Source organism: Pseudomonas sp. H3_C08 (genome assembly GCF_054669455.1).
In genome coordinates, this window is sequence record NZ_CP162803.1 from 2,006,246 (window position 1) to 2,022,271 (window position 16,026).

Genomic DNA, 16,026 nt, shown 5'->3' on the forward strand with positions numbered 1-16,026 from the left:
AATCGCGAGCAGGCGAAGGCCTACAGGGGATTTGTGTGGTCTTCAGGAAAGGGGCAGGCGCATCGCGCAGCGGCGCTCTGCGGGAAAGCCGAATAGAACTTCGGCTTGCAGCGCATCGCGCAAATGGCGGTCGGTGTGTGCATGCGTCAACTCGACAAATCCCATCCGTTGATAAAACGGTGCATTCCACGGCAGATCGCGGAAGGTGGTCAGCGTCACTGAGTTCAACTGCATCACGCGCGCTTGTTCAATGACTGCCGCAACCAGTGCGCGACCCCTGCCTTGTCCTTGAAAAGCCTGACTGACGGATAGCTCCTCAATGTGCATGTGCTGATCAATGTCTACAGCACGAACAAATCCAGTCAGTTGCCCATCGCTATTTTCAGCAACCCACACGTACGCCTGTTCGATGGCCTGCAGATGTTGGCCAGCATCGGGCACCTCGGCATTAGCCAGCCACGCCAACGGCGGTTCAAGACGAAACAATTGCGCGGCCGAACGCTCTATCCCGGGGAGGGCAACCGCGTCAGCAGGGCTGGCGCGGCGTACGTCCAAGGTCATGTTGAGGCGCATCCTGTCGGTCAAAAGCTCGACAGGTTACGGTTTCAGCCACAGCAATACATAGTCGTTTTTATCGAAACGCCCGCTCAACACCGGCTGCGCGCTTTCCAGCGGCGTGCCCTTGAGAGATGGCAGATCACTGCGATCCATCATCAGCCACGCCGGACCTTTGAGCGCCTCCAGTTGCTGGATCGAGTCGCTGAACTGCGGTTGCAGATCCTGCTCGATATTGACCATGAACTTGATCGCTTTCGCGTCCTTGCCCATACCGTGCAGCACCAGCGGCGCCGGGTTTTGTTGAACCTGGGCAAACACCGCGTGACTGAATGCCTGGGTGTCGTACAAACGCCGCTCCACCGGCTCGAACACTGCCGCGTACACCGTCCACAACGCCAACACGGCACTTAACGCCAGCACTTCGACACGCCAACGTGGGAGCAACAATCGCGACAACGCCAAGAGTTGCAGCAGGCCCAGCGCGATCAACACCCAGGACACGTCACTCAATTGCTCGGGAAAGCGCCGTTGAGCGACCAGCAAAACCACCAGCAGCAAGCCCGGCGTGACCAGCCACAAGCCCATGATCAAGCCGCGCAAATAGCGGAACACCCGCCCATGCGCAACCTGAAACGGATACGCCGCAATGATCGCCGCCATCGGCAGCATCGGCAGCAGATACCGGGCCTTTTTCGCCTGGGGAATCGACAGGCCGACCATCACAATCAGTCCCGCCGCCGCGCAGTACTGCACCAGACGCAGCGCCGGGCCACGTTGCTGCGGTTTGCTCAGCCAGGCCGCCACCAGTACCAGCAATGCCAGCGGATAGGCCAGCGCGTAGTTGCCGAACGAACTGGTGAAGTAATACAGCGAACCGCTGACGCCTTCGCTGCCGTCCATGCGCCCCATGAACTGCATGCGGATCACGTCCTGCAAGAAGACCGGGCCACCGCTGAGTTTCGCCAGCCACAACAGCAGGCCGACGCAGGCCGCGAGCAGCAGCGAAGCCAGTACGCCGAACACCAGCAGTCGCGACCACTCACGGTTGAGCAGGTAATAGCTGCACAGCATGCCGGTCGGCACCACCAGACCAATCGGCCCGCGAATGCCGAAGCCGAGCAGCAGCAACGCGAAGATCAACGGCCAGTGACGCCTGCCGGCAAAATGCTCATGGGCATAACCCAGATAGAACACCGCGAAGGCCACCGCCGCGAGCATCAAGTCCTGCGACACCGCGCGCACTTCAGTGACGAAACCGCTGGTGAGCATCAGCAACGCAATACTGATCAACGCCCAACGCCGCGAGTACGGCGCCAGCAGTCGATACATCAGCGTCACGATCAGCGCACCGGCGACGGCACTTGGCGCCCACGCCGTAAACGCGTTCACCGCGCCGAACGGCAGCGACAGCAGCCAGATGAACAGCGTCGAAACCGCTGAATAATCCGCATACGGCTGACCATAGGTGGTCGGAAACACCGTCGGCCCATGGCGCAGCATTTCTTGCGCGAACAACACAAACCGCGAATCGAAACCGATCGGGGCCTGCCCGTAGACCCCGGCCATGAACACTAAAAACGCCAGCAGCCCTGCGATCAGGGACTGCCGGCGAATCTCAGGCGATAAGCTGATCAAGCGACGTCGGACGCGTGTGGCCATTGTTGCAGCGGGATCGGCAACTTACGCGATTCGCCACGGCCCATCGGGAAGTAATGGAAACCGTTACGTGCCAGACGCTCGGCGTCGTAGAGGTTACGGCCGTCGAAGATCACCGGACTGTTGAGGCGCTGTTTGATCAGATCGAAATCCGGCGCCTTGAATTGCTGCCATTCGGTGCAGATGATCAATGCGTCGGCGCCGGGCAGTACCGATTCTGGCGTGCCCATTAGCATCAGCTTCGACTCGTCCGGATAAAGGTTCTGGGTTTCCTGCATGGCTTCCGGGTCGAAGGCGCGCACGCTGGCACCGGCGGCCCACAGTTCTTCGAGCAGGACACGGCTTGGCGCATCGCGCATGTCATCGGTGTTGGGTTTGAACGCCAGGCCCCACAGGGCGAAAGTCTTGCCGCGCAGGTCACCCTTGTAGAACGCGTTGATGCGCTCGAACAACTTGTGTTTCTGCCGCTGGTTGATCGCCTCGACCGCTTGCAGCAAATCGCTGGAGCAGTGCGCTTCTTCGGCGCTGTGGATCAACGCGCGCATGTCTTTGGGGAAGCACGAGCCGCCATAACCGCAGCCCGGATAGATAAAGTGGTAACCGATGCGCGTGTCGGCACCGATGCCCTGGCGCACCGATTCGATGTCGGCGCCCAGGTGTTCGGCGAGTTCGGCGATCTGGTTGATGAAACTGATCTTGGTCGCCAGCATGCAGTTGGCGGCGTACTTGGTCAGCTCGGCGCTGCGCAGGTCCATGAACATGATGCGGTCATGGTTGCGGTTGAAAGGCGAGTACAGATCGCGCATCACATCGCGCACTTCATCGCCTTCGCAGCCGATGACGATACGGTCCGGGCGGCGGCAGTCAGCAACGGCCGAGCCTTCCTTGAGGAATTCCGGGTTGGAAACGATATCGAATTGCAGCAGGCGGCCGGTTTTGATCAAGGCTTTTTCGATGTGCTTGCGCAAGGTGTCGCCGGTGCCCACCGGTACCGTGGATTTTTCCACCAGAATCAACGGCTGCTCACGATGGCGGGCAATCGCGTCACCCACCGATAGCACGTAGCGCAGGTCTGCCGAGCCATCCTCACGCGACGGCGTACCCACGGCGATAAACGCGACTCGACCGTGCTGCACGGCAAGTTGCTCATCAGTGGTGAATTGCAGGCGTTTCGAGTCGAGACCTTCGCGCACCAGGCTGGCCAGCCCAGGCTCAAAAATGCTGACATGACCCTGGCGCAACAGGTCGACCTTCTTCTGGTCGACGTCCATGCACACGACATCATGGCCGACCTCGGCCAACACAGCCGCTTGCACCAGACCGACGTAACCGCTGCCAAATACTGTGATTTTCATGGAGCACTCCTGAATTCGGGCGCACGAGCCGGACGAGTGTTGATGGTGATGACCCCGAGCATGACCAGCGCCACGCCGAGTGATTTAGTGAAACTGAAGGATTCGTTGAACAGCGGCAGACTGGCCGCCAGCAGATACACCAGCGCATAGCTGATGCTCAGCAGCGAGTAAGCCCGGCCCAGCGGCAGATCGCGCAGGGCGGCGAGCCAGCAAAGCATCGACAGGGCGTAGGCAAAAACCGCCGCAATGACCACGGCCAGCGCCCGCCAATCGAGGCTGTCGATGTGCAGCCATTGTTCCGGCACGGGCAGGCGGGTCATGCTCCAGCGCATGCCCAGTTGCGCAGCGCTGACGAGGAACACGCTGCCCAGCGCGAAGGTGATGCCGCGACGTTGATTCATGACTGTTGCCCCAGCAAAACCACGCCGCCGATGACCAATGCCACGCCAAACCAATGCTGGCGGTCGATGGGTTCACGGAAGACGAAGCGCGCAATCAGGGTGATCAGCACGAAGTTGAGGCTGAGCATCGGGTAGGCGATGCCGACTTCCAGACGCTGCAACACCAGCAACCAGACCAACAGACCTGAGCCGAGGGCGAGCAGGGCCAACCACAACCACGGCGTACGCAGCTTTTCGGCCCAGCCCGACTCGACGCCGCGCCAGCTCTCCACGGCGTACTTCTGCGCCACCTGGCCGAGGCAGGTCAGCAGGCACGCGGCCAACAGCAGCAACAGGCTCATGACGCCTCCTTGGGCAGGATCATGATCACCAGGTTGCCCTGTTCGTAACGGAGGCCGTCCTTGGGCAACTTGTCGATTTCGTCCAGTTCGTCCTGCCCCTTGACGCGCATCACCACGCCGACCGAACCGCTGCGGCGCGCCTCGCGCATCCACCGTTGCACGTCTTTGGTGTCAACCCGCTGTTGAACGCCGTCAGGATAGGCAAGGCCATATTTCAGTTCGCCTATCGTGTTGTACAACGCCACTTGCGGCGTTTTCAGGCGCCAGGCCAGCGCCGAAGCAGCCCCCAGATCGTTGCTCAGCAAATGGGTGGTCTGCGCCAGTTCCGTGACGTGATGCTTGATGAACTGATCCGGCATCTTGTTGGCGACCACCGATTTCGGCAGCGCCGCCGGCAACACCGCAATCAGCAACAGGCTGCCGAGTGCCGGTGCTGCCCAGCATTGCAGCGGCAGAAAGGCTTGCAGCAGGTTGGCGATGATCCAGCCGATCAGTGCGATAAACACCAGCACCATGCTGTGCAGTTCGTGGTCGTAAACCGGTTTGGTCAGTTGCAGATAAACCAGCGCGATCAGCAACACGATGCCCAGCGCCAGATTGAGCAGGCCATTGATGCTCAGCGCACGTCCTTGCTCCAGGCGCAAACGGTCGGCGAGCGCATTGCCCAGCAACAACGCTATCGGCAGCAGGCACGGCAGGATGTAGGTCGGCAGTTTGCCGTTGGCCAGGCTGAAAAACCCCAGCGGCATCGCCAGCCAAAGCAGCACAAAGACCACTTTCGGCTGAGCACGGCTTTGCCAGGCTTGTTTGAACGCGGTCGGCAGCAGCCCCACCCACGGCAGACTGAACGCCACCAGCAGTGGCAGGTAGAACCACCATGGCGCATCGTGTTGCGCATCGTCACCGGCAAAGCGGCGGATGTGTTCGTGCCAGAAGAAGAACCGCCAGTAGTCCGGCTCCTGCTCATGCACTGCGAGCACCCACGGCAGGCTGACGAGGATCGCCACGGCAATCGCCACCGGGCCGAACATCAGCAGTTCACGCCAGCGTTTTTGCCAGAGCATCCACGGCAGGGCGATCAGCACCGGCAGCAGCCAGGCGAGAAAGCCTTTGGTCATGAAACCCATGCCACAGGCCAGCCCCATTACCGCCCAGGCTGCCATGCGCTTGCCGCCGGTTTGACTGTCGAGGGCAAACCACAGCGCCACCAGACTCAGATTGACCCAGAAGGTGAATTGCGGATCGAGGTTGGCGTAACCGGCCTGACCGGCGACGATAGTGAAACTCATGTAGAGCAGGGCGCAGACGAAGCTTTTGCGCGGCTCGTTCCACAAGCGCCGAGCGACCAGATAGCACAGCAGCACGCTCAACCCGGTGCTGAGCGCCGACGCAAAGCGCACGCCGAACAGGTTCTGCCCGAACAACTCCTGACCCAGCGCGATCATCCAGTAACCGGCAATCGGCTTCTCGAAATAACGCAGGCTCATGAAGTGCGGCGACACCCAGTTGCCACTGAGCAGCATGTCCTGGCTGATCTGTGCGTAACGGGTCTCATCAGGAATCCACAAACCGTGCGTGCCTAGCGGCAGCAGATAGGCCAGCAAGCAAATACCCAACAACAGCAGTGGCAGCGTCCAGCGTTTAATCATGCGCCTTGCACTCCCAGCCAGCCTTCACGGCCGTCGAGGGCGCCGCGTTGCACGCGACCCACGGGCAAGGTGTTGAAGAACTCGGGCAGCAAGTCGCCCAGTGGTTTGAAGTCGATATTGCGTTGGCGCGCATCGGCCAACAATTGACGAAAATCCTCAGCCATCAGAATCCCTTCTACTTCGGCGTGAATGGTGTAGACGTTGAGTTGTTGCGGGCGAAAGTGATCAAGGATGAAACCGTTGAAATCCCGCGTCGCTACGATCGGGCCGACGACTTCGTCGAAGGTCGGCAGGTCCACCGGAATCTGCGGGGTGCCCGGCGTACCGTCGGCCAGCAAAGGGCGAAACAGGTGTTGCCCACGACAATCGCTGTTGTAGCGAAAGCCGAAGGCTTGCTTGGCCTCGATCACGCGTTCGTCCGCACGCCAACCGGCGGCGGCCGAGCACTCGACTTTCTCGCCGAGAATGTCGCTCAAGGTGTCGACGCCCTGACGGATCTGCTCGATCAGTTGCGCATTGCTCCAGCGCCCGGCATTGGCCTGCCAGCCGTGGTGATCCCACGCATGCAGGCCCACCTCGTGACCGGCGTCGCGGGCCTGACGCATCAGGTGCCCGAGATCGCGGCCGATCGGCTTGCCCGGCCACGCGGTGCCGGCGAGCAGAATGTCCCAGCCGTACAGGCCGGCAGCATTGGAGCGGAGCATTTTCCAGAGAAACTGCGGGCGGATCAGGCGCCACAGATGCCGGCCCATGTTGTCCGGGCCGACACTGAAGAAGAACGTTGCCTTGATCTGCGCCTCGTCGAGCATTTCCAGCAGCCGCGGCACACCTTCACGGGTGCCGCGGTAGGTGTCGACGTCGATACGAAGTCCTGCCTGCATTACTTCTTGTCCGCGATTTCGAGCATGGCCTCGCGCAAGAAGAAATCGAGCGTATTGCCGATGGTCTCGCGCATTTCCACGGTCGGCGTCCAGTCGAGCAGACGCTTGGCGTTGGCAATGCTGGGTTTACGGTGCTCGACGTCCTGGTAACCGGCACCGTAGAACGCCTTGCTTTCCACGTCGCGGAAGCCGGCGAACGGCGGGAAGTTGTCACGCAGCGGGTGCGCTTCGAACTGACGCAGTAGCTCTTCGCCTAACTGACGGATGCTGGCTTCGTTGTCCGGGTTGCCGATGTTGATGATCTGGCCGTTGCAGACGTCGTTGTCGTTATCGATGATCCGCGCCAGTGCCTCGACGCCGTCAGCGATGTCGGTGAAGCAGCGCTTCTGCTCTCCACCGTCGAACAGGCGAATCGGCGTGCCTTCGACCAGGTTGAGGATCAACTGGGTGATGGCGCGGGAGCTGCCGATGCGGGCCGAATCCAGACGGTCAAGGCGCGGGCCCATCCAGTTGAACGGGCGGAACAGGGTGAAATTCAAGCCCTTGGCGCCGTAGGCCCAGATGACCCGGTCCAGCAGTTGCTTGGACACGGAGTAGATCCAGCGCTGCTTGTTGATCGGGCCGACCACCAGGTTGGAAGTGTCTTCATCGAAGTGTTTGTCCTGGCACATGCCATAGACTTCCGAGGTCGACGGGAAGATCACGCGCTTGTTGTACTTGACGCAGTAGCGCACCAGTTTCAGGTTTTCTTCGAAGTCGAGTTCGAACACACGCAGCGGGTTGCGGGTGTATTCGATCGGCGTGGCGATGGCCACCAGCGGCAGGACCACGTCGCACTTCTTGATGTGGTACTCGATCCACTCGGAGTGAATGCTGATGTCGCCTTCGACGTAGTGGAAGTGCGGATGGCTGCGCAGACGGTCGATGGCGTCGGAACCGATATCCAGACCATAGACTTCATAGCGGTCATCGCGCAGCAGGCGCTCGGACAAGTGATTGCCGATAAAACCGTTGACGCCGAGGATCAGCACGCGAGTGCGACGTGGCGCACGGCCGGATTCGGCACCGCGCAACAGCGAGCCGTCGACCAGGCCGAGTTCGTTGGCCAGTTGTGGGCCACTGAGGAACAGGCCGTTGTCGTTGCGCTGGCCGGAGAGGATCACCAGCGAGTCTTCGCCACAGGCAATGCGCAGCGGGTCGACACTGATCACCCGGCCCGGCGCCTGACCGTCGTTGCCTTTGACGACTTCGGCGCTCCAGGCGATGAGTTTGTGTTCGCCGACCGCGCAGAACGCGCCCGGATACGGTTGGGTCACCGCACGCACCAGGTTGAACAGTTGCTCGGCCGGTTTCGCCCAGACCAGTTTGCCGTCCGCAGCGGTGCGACGCCCGAATACGCTGGCTTTCGATTCGTCCTGCGGGGTTTCGCTGATCTTGCCTTGCAGCATGGCTGGCAGGGTGTCACGCAACAGATCGCTGGCCGCAGCGCGCAATTTGCCGTGCAGGCTCAACGCGGTGTCGCTGCGTTCGATGGCGACACGTTGCTGAGCAACGATGGCGCCGGCATCGGCACGCTTGACCATGCGGTGCAAAGTGACGCCGGTTTCGCTTTCGCCGTTGACCAGTACCCAGTTGGCTGGGGCGCGGCCACGGTAGCTTGGCAGCAGCGAACCGTGCAGGTTGAACGCACCTTTTTTGGCCACGGCCAGCAACGACTCGCTCAGCAGGTTGCGGTAGTAGAACGAGAAAATGTACTCAGGGGCGAGCTTGGCAATCCGCTCGATCCACAACGGGTGGTTGACGTCTTCCGGCGCGTGCACCGGGATGCCTTTGTTGGCGCACAGTTGCGCAACCGATCCGTAGAACGCGTTCTCTTTCGGGTCATCGGCGTGAGTGAACACCGCCGCGATGTCGTAGCCGCTGTCGAGCAAGGCTTGAATGCCGGCGCAACCAATATCGTGATAAGCGAAGACAACAGTTTTTGCACTCATGAGAGAACCTGACCGGTAGTAGAAGTAGTAGTGGAGAGACCATCAACGGTGACTGCAGGCGCCGGCTCGGCGGCGTGGCTGCGCAAGACTTTTTCAATGAAGAAACGCGGGCGGGCGCGCACGTCGCTGTACATGCGTCCCAGGTATTCGCCGAGCAGGCCCATGCCGATGAACTGGCCACCGGTGAACACGAAGAGCACGGCGAACAGCACGAACATGCCGTCACCGGCCCAGCCGGAACCGAAGGCCAGACGCATGACGATCAACGCAAAAGCAAACAGCAATCCAAGCCCGGCCATGGTGAAACCGACGATGCTCAGCAGGCGCAACGGCGTGGTGGTCATGCAGGTGACCAGGTCGAACATCAGGTTGATCAGGCGCATCGGGCTGTACTTCGAATCGCCGTGCTCACGTTCGGCGTGGGCCACGACGATTTCGGTGGTGTGGCGGGCGAAGCTGTTGGCCAGAATCGGGATGAAGGTGCTGCGTTCACGGCAGGCGAGCATTGCGTCGATGATCGTCCGGCGGTAAGCGCGGAGCATGCAGCCGTAGTCGCTCATGGCGACGCCGGTGGAGCGTTGCACGGCGAGGTTGATCAGCTTCGACGGATAGCGGCGCAGGGCCGAATCCTGGCGGTTGCCTCGCACGGTGCCGACCACGTCGTAACCCTTTTCCGCTTCGGCGACCAGCCGCGGGATTTCTTCCGGCGGGTTCTGCAGGTCGGCGTCGAGGGTGATCACGACATCGCCTTTACATTGTTCGAAACCGGCCATGATTGCTGCGTGCTGGCCGTAGTTACGGTTGAGGATGACCGCCACGAACGGGCTGTCTTCACGGGTCGCGGCTTCTTCCAGAAGGTTGGCGGACTCGTCACGGCTGCCGTCGTCGACGAGGACGATTTCAAAGTCGTGACGCAGCATCTGGCAGGCGGCTTCAGTACGGCGCAGCAGTTCCGGCAGGCTGTCCTGTTCGTTGTAGACCGGGATAACGATCGACACACAGCGGATCGGATAAGGTTTCACGGGCGTTTGTCCATAAGAGTGGCGATGGCACCGACCACGCGATCAAGGTCTTGATCGCTCATGTCGGGGAACAACGGAATCGAGCACAGCCGCGCGGAGTTCCATTCGGTGTTGGGCAGGTACAGATCGGGGTCACGCTGGCGATACCAGGTGTGCAGGTGAGTGGCGATGAAATGGATACCGGTACCGATGCCCTGGTCCTGCAAGCCTTTCATGAAGGCTTCGCGGTCCATGCCGCAGCGCTCGCTGTCGATGCGCAGGATGAACAGGTGCCAGGCGTGGGTTTGTGCGTAGGCGGGCAAAGCCAGTGGTTGCACCGGCAGGCCTTCGAGTTTTTGCCGGTAGGCGGCAGCCAGTTCAGTGCGGCGCGCGTTGATCGCGTCGAGACGCTCCAGTTGCACCAGGGCAATCGCCGCATTGATGTCGGCGAGGTTGTATTTGAAACCCGGCTCCATCACTTGCGCCTGCGGCTTGCGGCCACCGGTCAGGCGATCGTAGGCGTCGACACCCAGACCATGGAACTTGAGCATGCGCACACGGCTGGCCAGGGCTTCGTTGTCGGTGACGAACATCGCGCCTTCGGCACAGGTCATGTTCTTGATCGCGTGGAAGGAGAAAATCGCCGTGCCTTGCGAGCCGACGTGGCGGCCCTTGTAACGGGTGCCGGCAGCGTGGGCGGCGTCTTCGATGACCGCGATGCCGTGCTTGTCGGCCAGCGCATACAGCGGATCAAGATCAAACGCAGCACCGGCGTAATGCACCGGAATGATTGCTTTGGTGCGTGGCGTGATGGCGGCTTCGATGCGCGCGGCATCGGTCATCAAGGTGTCGCGATCAACGTCGACGAACACCGGCGTGGCGCCGAGCAGGGAAATCATGTTGGCGGTCGAGACCCAGGTCTGCGACGGGGTGATGACTTCGTCACCCGGGCCAATGCCCAGCGCCAGCAAGGTAATGTGCATGCCGCCGGTGGCGGACGAAAGTGCCACCGCGTGACGAGAGCCAACGTATTGCGCGAATTGTTCTTCGAGTGCCTGATTTTTCGGTCCGGTGGTGATCCAGCCGGAACGCAATACTTGCTCAACGGCTGCAATTTCTTCATCGCCGATACTCGGGCGAGAGAAGGGGAGAAACGCCTGACTCATGAACACCTCATCACAAACAATCAGAAGAAAACCAATTCACCGGATAGGATCCAATCTCAGCGTAGACGCAAAAAACACCTTTGCATCAATAAGTTGCTGAAGTGACTTACCGTCGGGGTTCGGTTGACTTTTGTGGCTTCGCGCGGCAGTTTGAACGGCGCCGACACGGGATCTGTTGGAATTAAGGTTATGCCCGTTTTTGTGAAAGGAACATGAAAAACCGGTCGGCGAATCGTTTATCTGAACCCCATACAGCCACTGTTCAGACTTCTGCCGCTTATCGTCATTTTTAGTAGAAAAGTCCTACAGAAGTGTTCCCCTTACACTGGGAATGTTGCAGTTATTAGTTGGTGTGTTGAATTGTTTTTACTCAAGGCCTTTACGTTTGACTGACTTGTCCGTTGTACCGCTGCAAACCCGCCAAACCAATCCGATGACCCTGTATCTGGCGCGCCTGGCCCCCTCCAGCCAGCTGACCATGCGCTATGTTTTGCAGGATGCGGCCGACCGCCTCGGCTTTGAAGACATGAATGTCGAGGATATTCCCTGGCACGCATTACAACCTGAAGATGTTGTTGCGCTGGTCGCCGCTTTGCGCGAAGACAACTATGCGCCCAACACTTCTTCGCTTTATGTGAATGCCGTGCGCGGTGTGATGAATGAAGCCTGGCGCATGAGCCTGATCTCTCAGGATCATTTGTTGAAAATGCGTTCGGTCAAAGCCATTGCCGGCACGCGCTTGTCCCAGGGGCGCAACTTGAAGCGCACCTTGATCCACGAATTGATGGAAGTCTGCGCCGCCGATCCGCGTCCGCAAGGGCTGCGCGACGCAGCGGTGATTGCGTTGTTGTACGGCACCGGCATGCGCAAATCGGAGTCGGTGGACCTGGACTTGAATCAGGTCGACTTCACTGAGCGCAGCCTGACCGTCACCGGCAAAGGCAACAAACAACTGATCAAGTACGCGCCGGCCTGGGCATTCGCCAAACTTGATGCGTGGCTGGAACTGCGGCGCTCGCAGCTCAAGGAAGGCGAGCGCGACGATGCCTTTCTGTTCAACCGCATCCGTCGCGGCAGCCACATCACCCGCGAGCGCATCACCAAACACGCGATTTACTACATTGCCCGTCAGCGTGGCACGCAGGTCGGGGTGAAGATCATGCCGCACGACTTCCGTCGCTCGTTTATCACGCGGGTCATCGAGGAACATGATCTGTCGATCGCGCAGAAACTCGCGCACCACAGCAACATCCAGACCACCGCCAACTACGATGTGCGTGATGACAACGAGCGGCGGCGTGCGGTGGATCGCTTCGATCTGTAATCAGGACGCGGCGAACAGATGCGCCGCACCGAGCACCGATAACTGCACGTCGCTGCCAGCAGGCGGCGCGTGCATGCCGGAGCTGCGCACCAGCAGCGACCGCCCGGGATCCTGAGTGATCGGCGAGCGCAGTTCGACGGTGAGGGTGCAGGTGTTGCCGGCAAAATCGCGCTCAGTGACCACGGCGGGGCAGCCTTGTGTGCCGACTACGGCGCCGGACAACTGCAACTGCTCGGGCCTGAGCATGATCTGCGCGTCGCCAATGAAACCGTTGCTGTTCACCGGCACCTGACCGAGATCGCAGTGGGCCAGACCGGATTCGATCCGTGCCGGCATCACTACGGCTTCGCCGAGAAAATGTGCGGTCTGCTCGTCGCGGGGAAAGCGGTAAAGGTCCATCGGATGCCCGGACTGCACCAGCCGCCCGCCGCGCATCACTGCCAACTGATCGGCAAAGGACAGCGCTTCGCCCTGATCGTGGGTCACCAGAATCGTGGTGACGCCGGCGTCCTCAAGCAAGCGCGCGACCATTTTGCGCATGGCGCTGCGCAGGCCGGTGTCGAGGGCGGAGAACGGTTCATCCAGCAGCATCAGCCGTGGCTGCTGCGCGAGGGCCCGGGCGAGGGACACCCGTTGCTGCTGGCCGCCAGACAGTTCATGGGGCCAACGCTCGGCCATGTTGGCGTCCAGCGCGACGCTGTCCATCAGCTCCTTGATCCGCTCGTGTCTGGCCGCGCCGGTCAGTGCCAGGCCGAACCCGATATTGGCGGCGACGGTCATGTGCGGAAACAACGCGCCGTCCTGCGGAACATAGCCGATCTGCCGTTGGTAGGCGGGCACCGCATGGGTGCTGTCGACCAGCACCTGACCGTTGAGGGTCAGGCTGCCGGCGTCGGGGAATTCAAACCCGGCAATTATCCGCAACAGCGTGGTTTTGCCGGAGCCGGACGGGCCGACAATCACCGTGCGGCTGCCGGTCGGTACTGACAGGCAGATGTCATCCAGCGCTTTCTGCGCGCCAAAGGACTTGTTCAGGGAGATCAGTTCGAGTGCGTTCATCGGCCAGCGGTGCGCCTGGATTGGTGATAGAGGAGGGCCGTCAGCGGCAGCGAAAGCAGCACCATCAACAGTGCGTAAGGCGCGGCGGCGGCGTAATCGATTTCGCTGGTCATCGCCCAGAAGCCGGTGGCCAGCGTACGGGTGCCGTTGGGGGCGAGCAGCAAGGTCGCGGTCAGTTCATTGGTAATCGCCAGAAACACCAGCGCGGCGCCGGCGGCAGCGCCCGGTGCCGCGAGGCGCAAGGTGATCAGCCACAAGGCGCGCAGGGGTGATCGGCCGAGGCTTTGCGCAATGTTCTCCTGTTCTACTGGCGCCTGGGCAAAACCGGCACGCAGGCTGACCAGTGCACGTGGCAGGAACATCAGCAGATAGGCGAGCAGCACGGTGATGGTGGTCTGGTAGATCGGCCGGGCGAAATGGATGGTCACGGTGACCAGTGCCAGCGCCACGACAATCCCCGGCAGCGAACTGGTGATGTAATTGCAGCCTTCGAGCAGTCGCTGCAATTTGCCCGGCGCGCGGATCGACAGCCAGGCAATCGGAATCGCCGCCAGACTGGTCAACAGCGCACCGGCGACGCCAAACGACAGGGTTTGCAGCAGCGCGGGCAACAGTTCGTCGCCGCCCCACACGTCCCAGCCACCGGCGATCAACCAGCGACTCAATGTCAGCAGCGGCACGCCGAGGGCGAGCAGGCAGGTCAGCACTTGCAGACCGAGCCCGAGGATCACGCTGCCACGACCGAGCCGAACCGTGCGTTGTTCGCGGGCACTGCCGGAACCCACGCGCGCATAGCGCGCCTTGCCCCGGGCGGCGGATTCGGCGGTGAGCATCGCCAGGCAGCACAACGCCAGAACGCCCGCCAGCATGTTCGCTGCCGGGCCGTTGAAGGTCGATTTGAACTGATCGAAAATCGCCGTGGTGAACGTGTCGAAACGAATCATCGCGTACAGGCCATATTCGGCCAGCAAATGCAGCCCGACCAGCAACGCACCGCCACAGATCGCCAGGCGCAACTGCGGCAACACCACCCGGAAAAACACCGCCCAAGGCTTGAGACCGAGGGATTCGGCGACGTCTTCGATCGCCGGATCAAGTCGGCGCAAGGTTGCGGCAATCGGCAAGTAGAGAAACGGAAAATAGGCGATTACCGACACCAGCACGCCGGCCGATAAACCGTGAATCGATGGAATCAGGCTGACCCACGCATAGCTATGCACGAACGCCGGTATCGCCAGTGGCGCCACGGCCAGCAATGACCATAGGCGTCGACCGGGCAGATCGGTGCGTTCGGTCAGCCATGCCAGTGCGGTGCCGAGCAGAATGCACAGCGGCAAGGTGATCAACACCAGCAACACGGTGTTGATCAGCAGTTCCGCCACCCGTGGACGAAACACCAAGGCTTCGATGGTTGCCCAACCGGTGGCCCACGACACGCCGAGGACAAACGCGATCGGCAGCAGCGACAGTAATGAAACACCGATCGCCAGCGCAACCACCCACGAGCCCCCGCGACCGGTGAGGGCGCGGGGTTTAAGTCTAAGGCTCGCGGAGGCGGTCACTGCAACCTGCGCGGGTAGGGTTTCGGGGAGCACTTACAGGATTCCCGCCTGGGTCATCAGCTCGACGGCTTTCTTGCTGTCGAGTTTCGACGCGTCGACTGTAGGCGCGTCGAGATCCTTCAACGGCGTCAGTTTCGGGTTGGACGGCGCGTCTTTGCCGACCGCGTACTCAAACGATGTGCCGCTGTGGAGAATCTCCTGGCCTTCTTTGCCGGTGATGTATTTGACGAACTTCTGCGCCTCTTCCTGATGTTTGCTGGAGGCCAGTACGCCCGCGCCGGACGTGCTGACAAACGCGCCCGGATCCTGATGCTTGAAGTAGTAGAGCTTGGTGTTCTGGCTGTTTTCGCCGGTCTTGGACTGATCGACGAAGCTGTAATAGTGGTAGATCACGCCGCTGTCGATCTGACCGGCGTTCACCGCTTTGAGCACGGCGCTGTTGCCGCGGTACACGCTGGCGTTGGTTTTCATGCCTTTGAGCCAGTCGAGGGTAGCCGTTTCGCCTTTCTGTTCCAGCACGGCCGCGACGATGGCCTGGAAGTCCGCACCAGCGGGTGAAGCAGCCCAGCGGCCTTTCCACTCCGGTTTAGCCAGGTCGAGCAGGGATTTCGGCAGGTTTTTTTCCGCGAGTTTCGCCGGGTTGTAGACGAACACCGTCGAACGCGCGGCGATGCCGATCCATTGGCCATGAGCCGGGCGGTACGCCGCGTCCACTTGTTGCTGCGTGGCGGGTGCAATCGGGGCGAGCAGTTTGGCGTTGTCGACCAACACCATCGCCGGTGAGTTTTCGGTGAGGAACACGTCTGCCGGCGAGGCCGCGCCTTCCTGCACGATCTGGTTGCCCATCTCGGTGTCATCGCCATTGCGAATCGTCACCGGAATCCCGGTCTCTTCAGTAAAACCGGCCACCCAGGCTTTGGTCAGGCTTTCATGCTGGGCGTTGTAGACCAGCAGGCCAACGCTGTCAGCGGCAAACGCCTGACCGGCACTGAGCAGGGCGCTGACCAGCAATGCGCGTTTCAGAAAGGACGGGACCTTTGGATTCATAACGGTAACGCTCCTGATTTTTTAGACGTTATGGG

The 16,026-nt window shown here is 61.0% G+C and carries 14 protein-coding genes; 1 reads left to right on the top strand and 13 read right to left on the bottom strand.

Annotation, left to right across the window (positions count from 1 at the left end):
• Positions 1 to 42: 42 nt before the first annotated feature.
• Genes AB4N74_RS09270 through arnB form a run of 10 tightly spaced genes read right to left on the bottom strand, consistent with a single transcriptional unit; the run spans position 43 to position 10,999 of the window.
• A complete protein-coding gene (locus AB4N74_RS09270) occupies positions 43 to 561 on the bottom strand; it encodes a GNAT family N-acetyltransferase (protein WP_460099592.1) in 519 nt (172 codons plus the stop codon).
• A 36-nt stretch (positions 562 to 597) separates the two neighbouring features.
• A complete protein-coding gene (locus AB4N74_RS09275; protein ID WP_414925979.1) occupies positions 598 to 2,217 on the bottom strand; it encodes an ArnT family glycosyltransferase in 1,620 nt (539 codons plus the stop codon).
• Positions 2,190 to 3,569, bottom strand: coding sequence for a UDP-glucose dehydrogenase family protein (locus tag AB4N74_RS09280; RefSeq protein WP_034153972.1), 1,380 nt, complete (start codon positions 3,567 to 3,569; stop codon positions 2,190 to 2,192). The genes AB4N74_RS09275 and AB4N74_RS09280 overlap by 28 nt, the downstream gene beginning before the upstream one ends.
• Positions 3,566 to 3,970, bottom strand: coding sequence for a 4-amino-4-deoxy-L-arabinose-phosphoundecaprenol flippase subunit ArnF (gene arnF / locus AB4N74_RS09285; RefSeq protein ID WP_016986767.1), 405 nt, complete (start codon positions 3,968 to 3,970; stop codon positions 3,566 to 3,568). The genes AB4N74_RS09280 and arnF overlap by 4 nt, the downstream gene beginning before the upstream one ends.
• Positions 3,967 to 4,311 carry a 4-amino-4-deoxy-L-arabinose-phosphoundecaprenol flippase subunit ArnE gene (gene arnE, locus AB4N74_RS09290; RefSeq protein WP_016986766.1) on the bottom strand — a complete coding sequence of 115 codons (345 nt, stop codon included), beginning with the start codon at positions 4,309 to 4,311 and terminating at the stop codon, positions 3,967 to 3,969. Before arnE ends, arnF begins: the two co-directional genes overlap by 4 nt.
• On the bottom strand, positions 4,308 to 5,960 hold the full coding sequence (arnT, locus tag AB4N74_RS09295; protein ID WP_460099596.1) for a lipid IV(A) 4-amino-4-deoxy-L-arabinosyltransferase: 1,653 nt from the start codon (positions 5,958 to 5,960) through the stop codon (positions 4,308 to 4,310). The genes arnE and arnT overlap by 4 nt, the downstream gene beginning before the upstream one ends.
• On the bottom strand, positions 5,957 to 6,841 hold the full coding sequence (gene arnD, locus AB4N74_RS09300) for a 4-deoxy-4-formamido-L-arabinose-phosphoundecaprenol deformylase (RefSeq protein WP_460099599.1): 885 nt from the start codon (positions 6,839 to 6,841) through the stop codon (positions 5,957 to 5,959). The genes arnT and arnD overlap by 4 nt, the downstream gene beginning before the upstream one ends.
• On the bottom strand, positions 6,841 to 8,832 hold the full coding sequence (arnA, locus tag AB4N74_RS09305) for a bifunctional UDP-4-amino-4-deoxy-L-arabinose formyltransferase/UDP-glucuronic acid oxidase ArnA (protein WP_460099601.1): 1,992 nt from the start codon (positions 8,830 to 8,832) through the stop codon (positions 6,841 to 6,843). The genes arnD and arnA overlap by 1 nt, the downstream gene beginning before the upstream one ends.
• Positions 8,829 to 9,854, bottom strand: coding sequence for an undecaprenyl-phosphate 4-deoxy-4-formamido-L-arabinose transferase (gene arnC / locus AB4N74_RS09310; RefSeq protein ID WP_099759112.1), 1,026 nt, complete (start codon positions 9,852 to 9,854; stop codon positions 8,829 to 8,831). Before arnC ends, arnA begins: the two co-directional genes overlap by 4 nt.
• Positions 9,851 to 10,999: a UDP-4-amino-4-deoxy-L-arabinose aminotransferase gene (gene arnB, locus AB4N74_RS09315; RefSeq protein WP_460099604.1), complete on the bottom strand. Its 1,149-nt coding sequence runs from the start codon at positions 10,997 to 10,999 to the stop codon at positions 9,851 to 9,853. Before arnB ends, arnC begins: the two co-directional genes overlap by 4 nt.
• Positions 11,000 to 11,432: 433 nt before the next feature.
• Between arnB and AB4N74_RS09320 the strand changes: the two genes are divergently transcribed.
• On the top strand, positions 11,433 to 12,323 hold the full coding sequence (locus AB4N74_RS09320; protein ID WP_049802099.1) for a site-specific integrase: 891 nt from the start codon (positions 11,433 to 11,435) through the stop codon (positions 12,321 to 12,323).
• On the opposite strand, the gene AB4N74_RS09325 is transcribed toward AB4N74_RS09320, so the two are convergent.
• From AB4N74_RS09325 to AB4N74_RS09335, 3 genes are read right to left on the bottom strand one after another with little or no spacing between them, the layout of a single operon-like run.
• Complete coding sequence (locus AB4N74_RS09325) at positions 12,324 to 13,382, bottom strand: ABC transporter ATP-binding protein (RefSeq protein ID WP_093432691.1); 1,059 nt, start codon at positions 13,380 to 13,382, stop codon at positions 12,324 to 12,326.
• Entirely contained in the window at positions 13,379 to 14,977 is a 1,599-nt protein-coding gene (locus AB4N74_RS09330) for an ABC transporter permease (protein ID WP_460099608.1), read from the bottom strand. The genes AB4N74_RS09325 and AB4N74_RS09330 overlap by 4 nt, the downstream gene beginning before the upstream one ends.
• Positions 14,978 to 15,991 (bottom strand): iron ABC transporter substrate-binding protein, encoded by a 1,014-nt coding sequence (locus tag AB4N74_RS09335; RefSeq protein WP_460099611.1) that lies wholly within the window; start codon positions 15,989 to 15,991, stop codon positions 14,978 to 14,980.
• Positions 15,992 to 16,026 lie beyond the last annotated feature (35 nt).

Bases quoted from the DNA above. Each gene is read 5' to 3' on its own strand.
- AB4N74_RS09270 (WP_460099592.1), bottom strand. From the start codon at position 561: ATGACCTTGGACGTACGCCGCGCCAGCCCTGCTGACGCGGTTGCCCTC.
- AB4N74_RS09275 (WP_414925979.1), bottom strand. From the start codon at position 2,217: ATGGCCACACGCGTCCGACGTCGCTTGATCAGCTTATCGCCTGAGATT.
- AB4N74_RS09280 (WP_034153972.1), bottom strand. From the start codon at position 3,569: ATGAAAATCACAGTATTTGGCAGCGGTTACGTCGGTCTGGTGCAAGCG.
- arnF (WP_016986767.1), bottom strand. From the start codon at position 3,970: ATGAATCAACGTCGCGGCATCACCTTCGCGCTGGGCAGCGTGTTCCTC.
- arnE (WP_016986766.1), bottom strand. From the start codon at position 4,311: ATGAGCCTGTTGCTGCTGTTGGCCGCGTGCCTGCTGACCTGCCTCGGC.
- arnT (WP_460099596.1), bottom strand. From the start codon at position 5,960: ATGATTAAACGCTGGACGCTGCCACTGCTGTTGTTGGGTATTTGCTTG.
- arnD (WP_460099599.1), bottom strand. From the start codon at position 6,841: ATGCAGGCAGGACTTCGTATCGACGTCGACACCTACCGCGGCACCCGT.
- arnA (WP_460099601.1), bottom strand. From the start codon at position 8,832: ATGAGTGCAAAAACTGTTGTCTTCGCTTATCACGATATTGGTTGCGCC.
- arnB (WP_460099604.1), bottom strand. From the start codon at position 10,999: ATGAGTCAGGCGTTTCTCCCCTTCTCTCGCCCGAGTATCGGCGATGAA.
- AB4N74_RS09320 (WP_049802099.1), top strand. From the start codon at position 11,433: ATGACCCTGTATCTGGCGCGCCTGGCCCCCTCCAGCCAGCTGACCATG.
- AB4N74_RS09325 (WP_093432691.1), bottom strand. From the start codon at position 13,382: ATGAACGCACTCGAACTGATCTCCCTGAACAAGTCCTTTGGCGCGCAG.
- AB4N74_RS09335 (WP_460099611.1), bottom strand. From the start codon at position 15,991: ATGAATCCAAAGGTCCCGTCCTTTCTGAAACGCGCATTGCTGGTCAGC.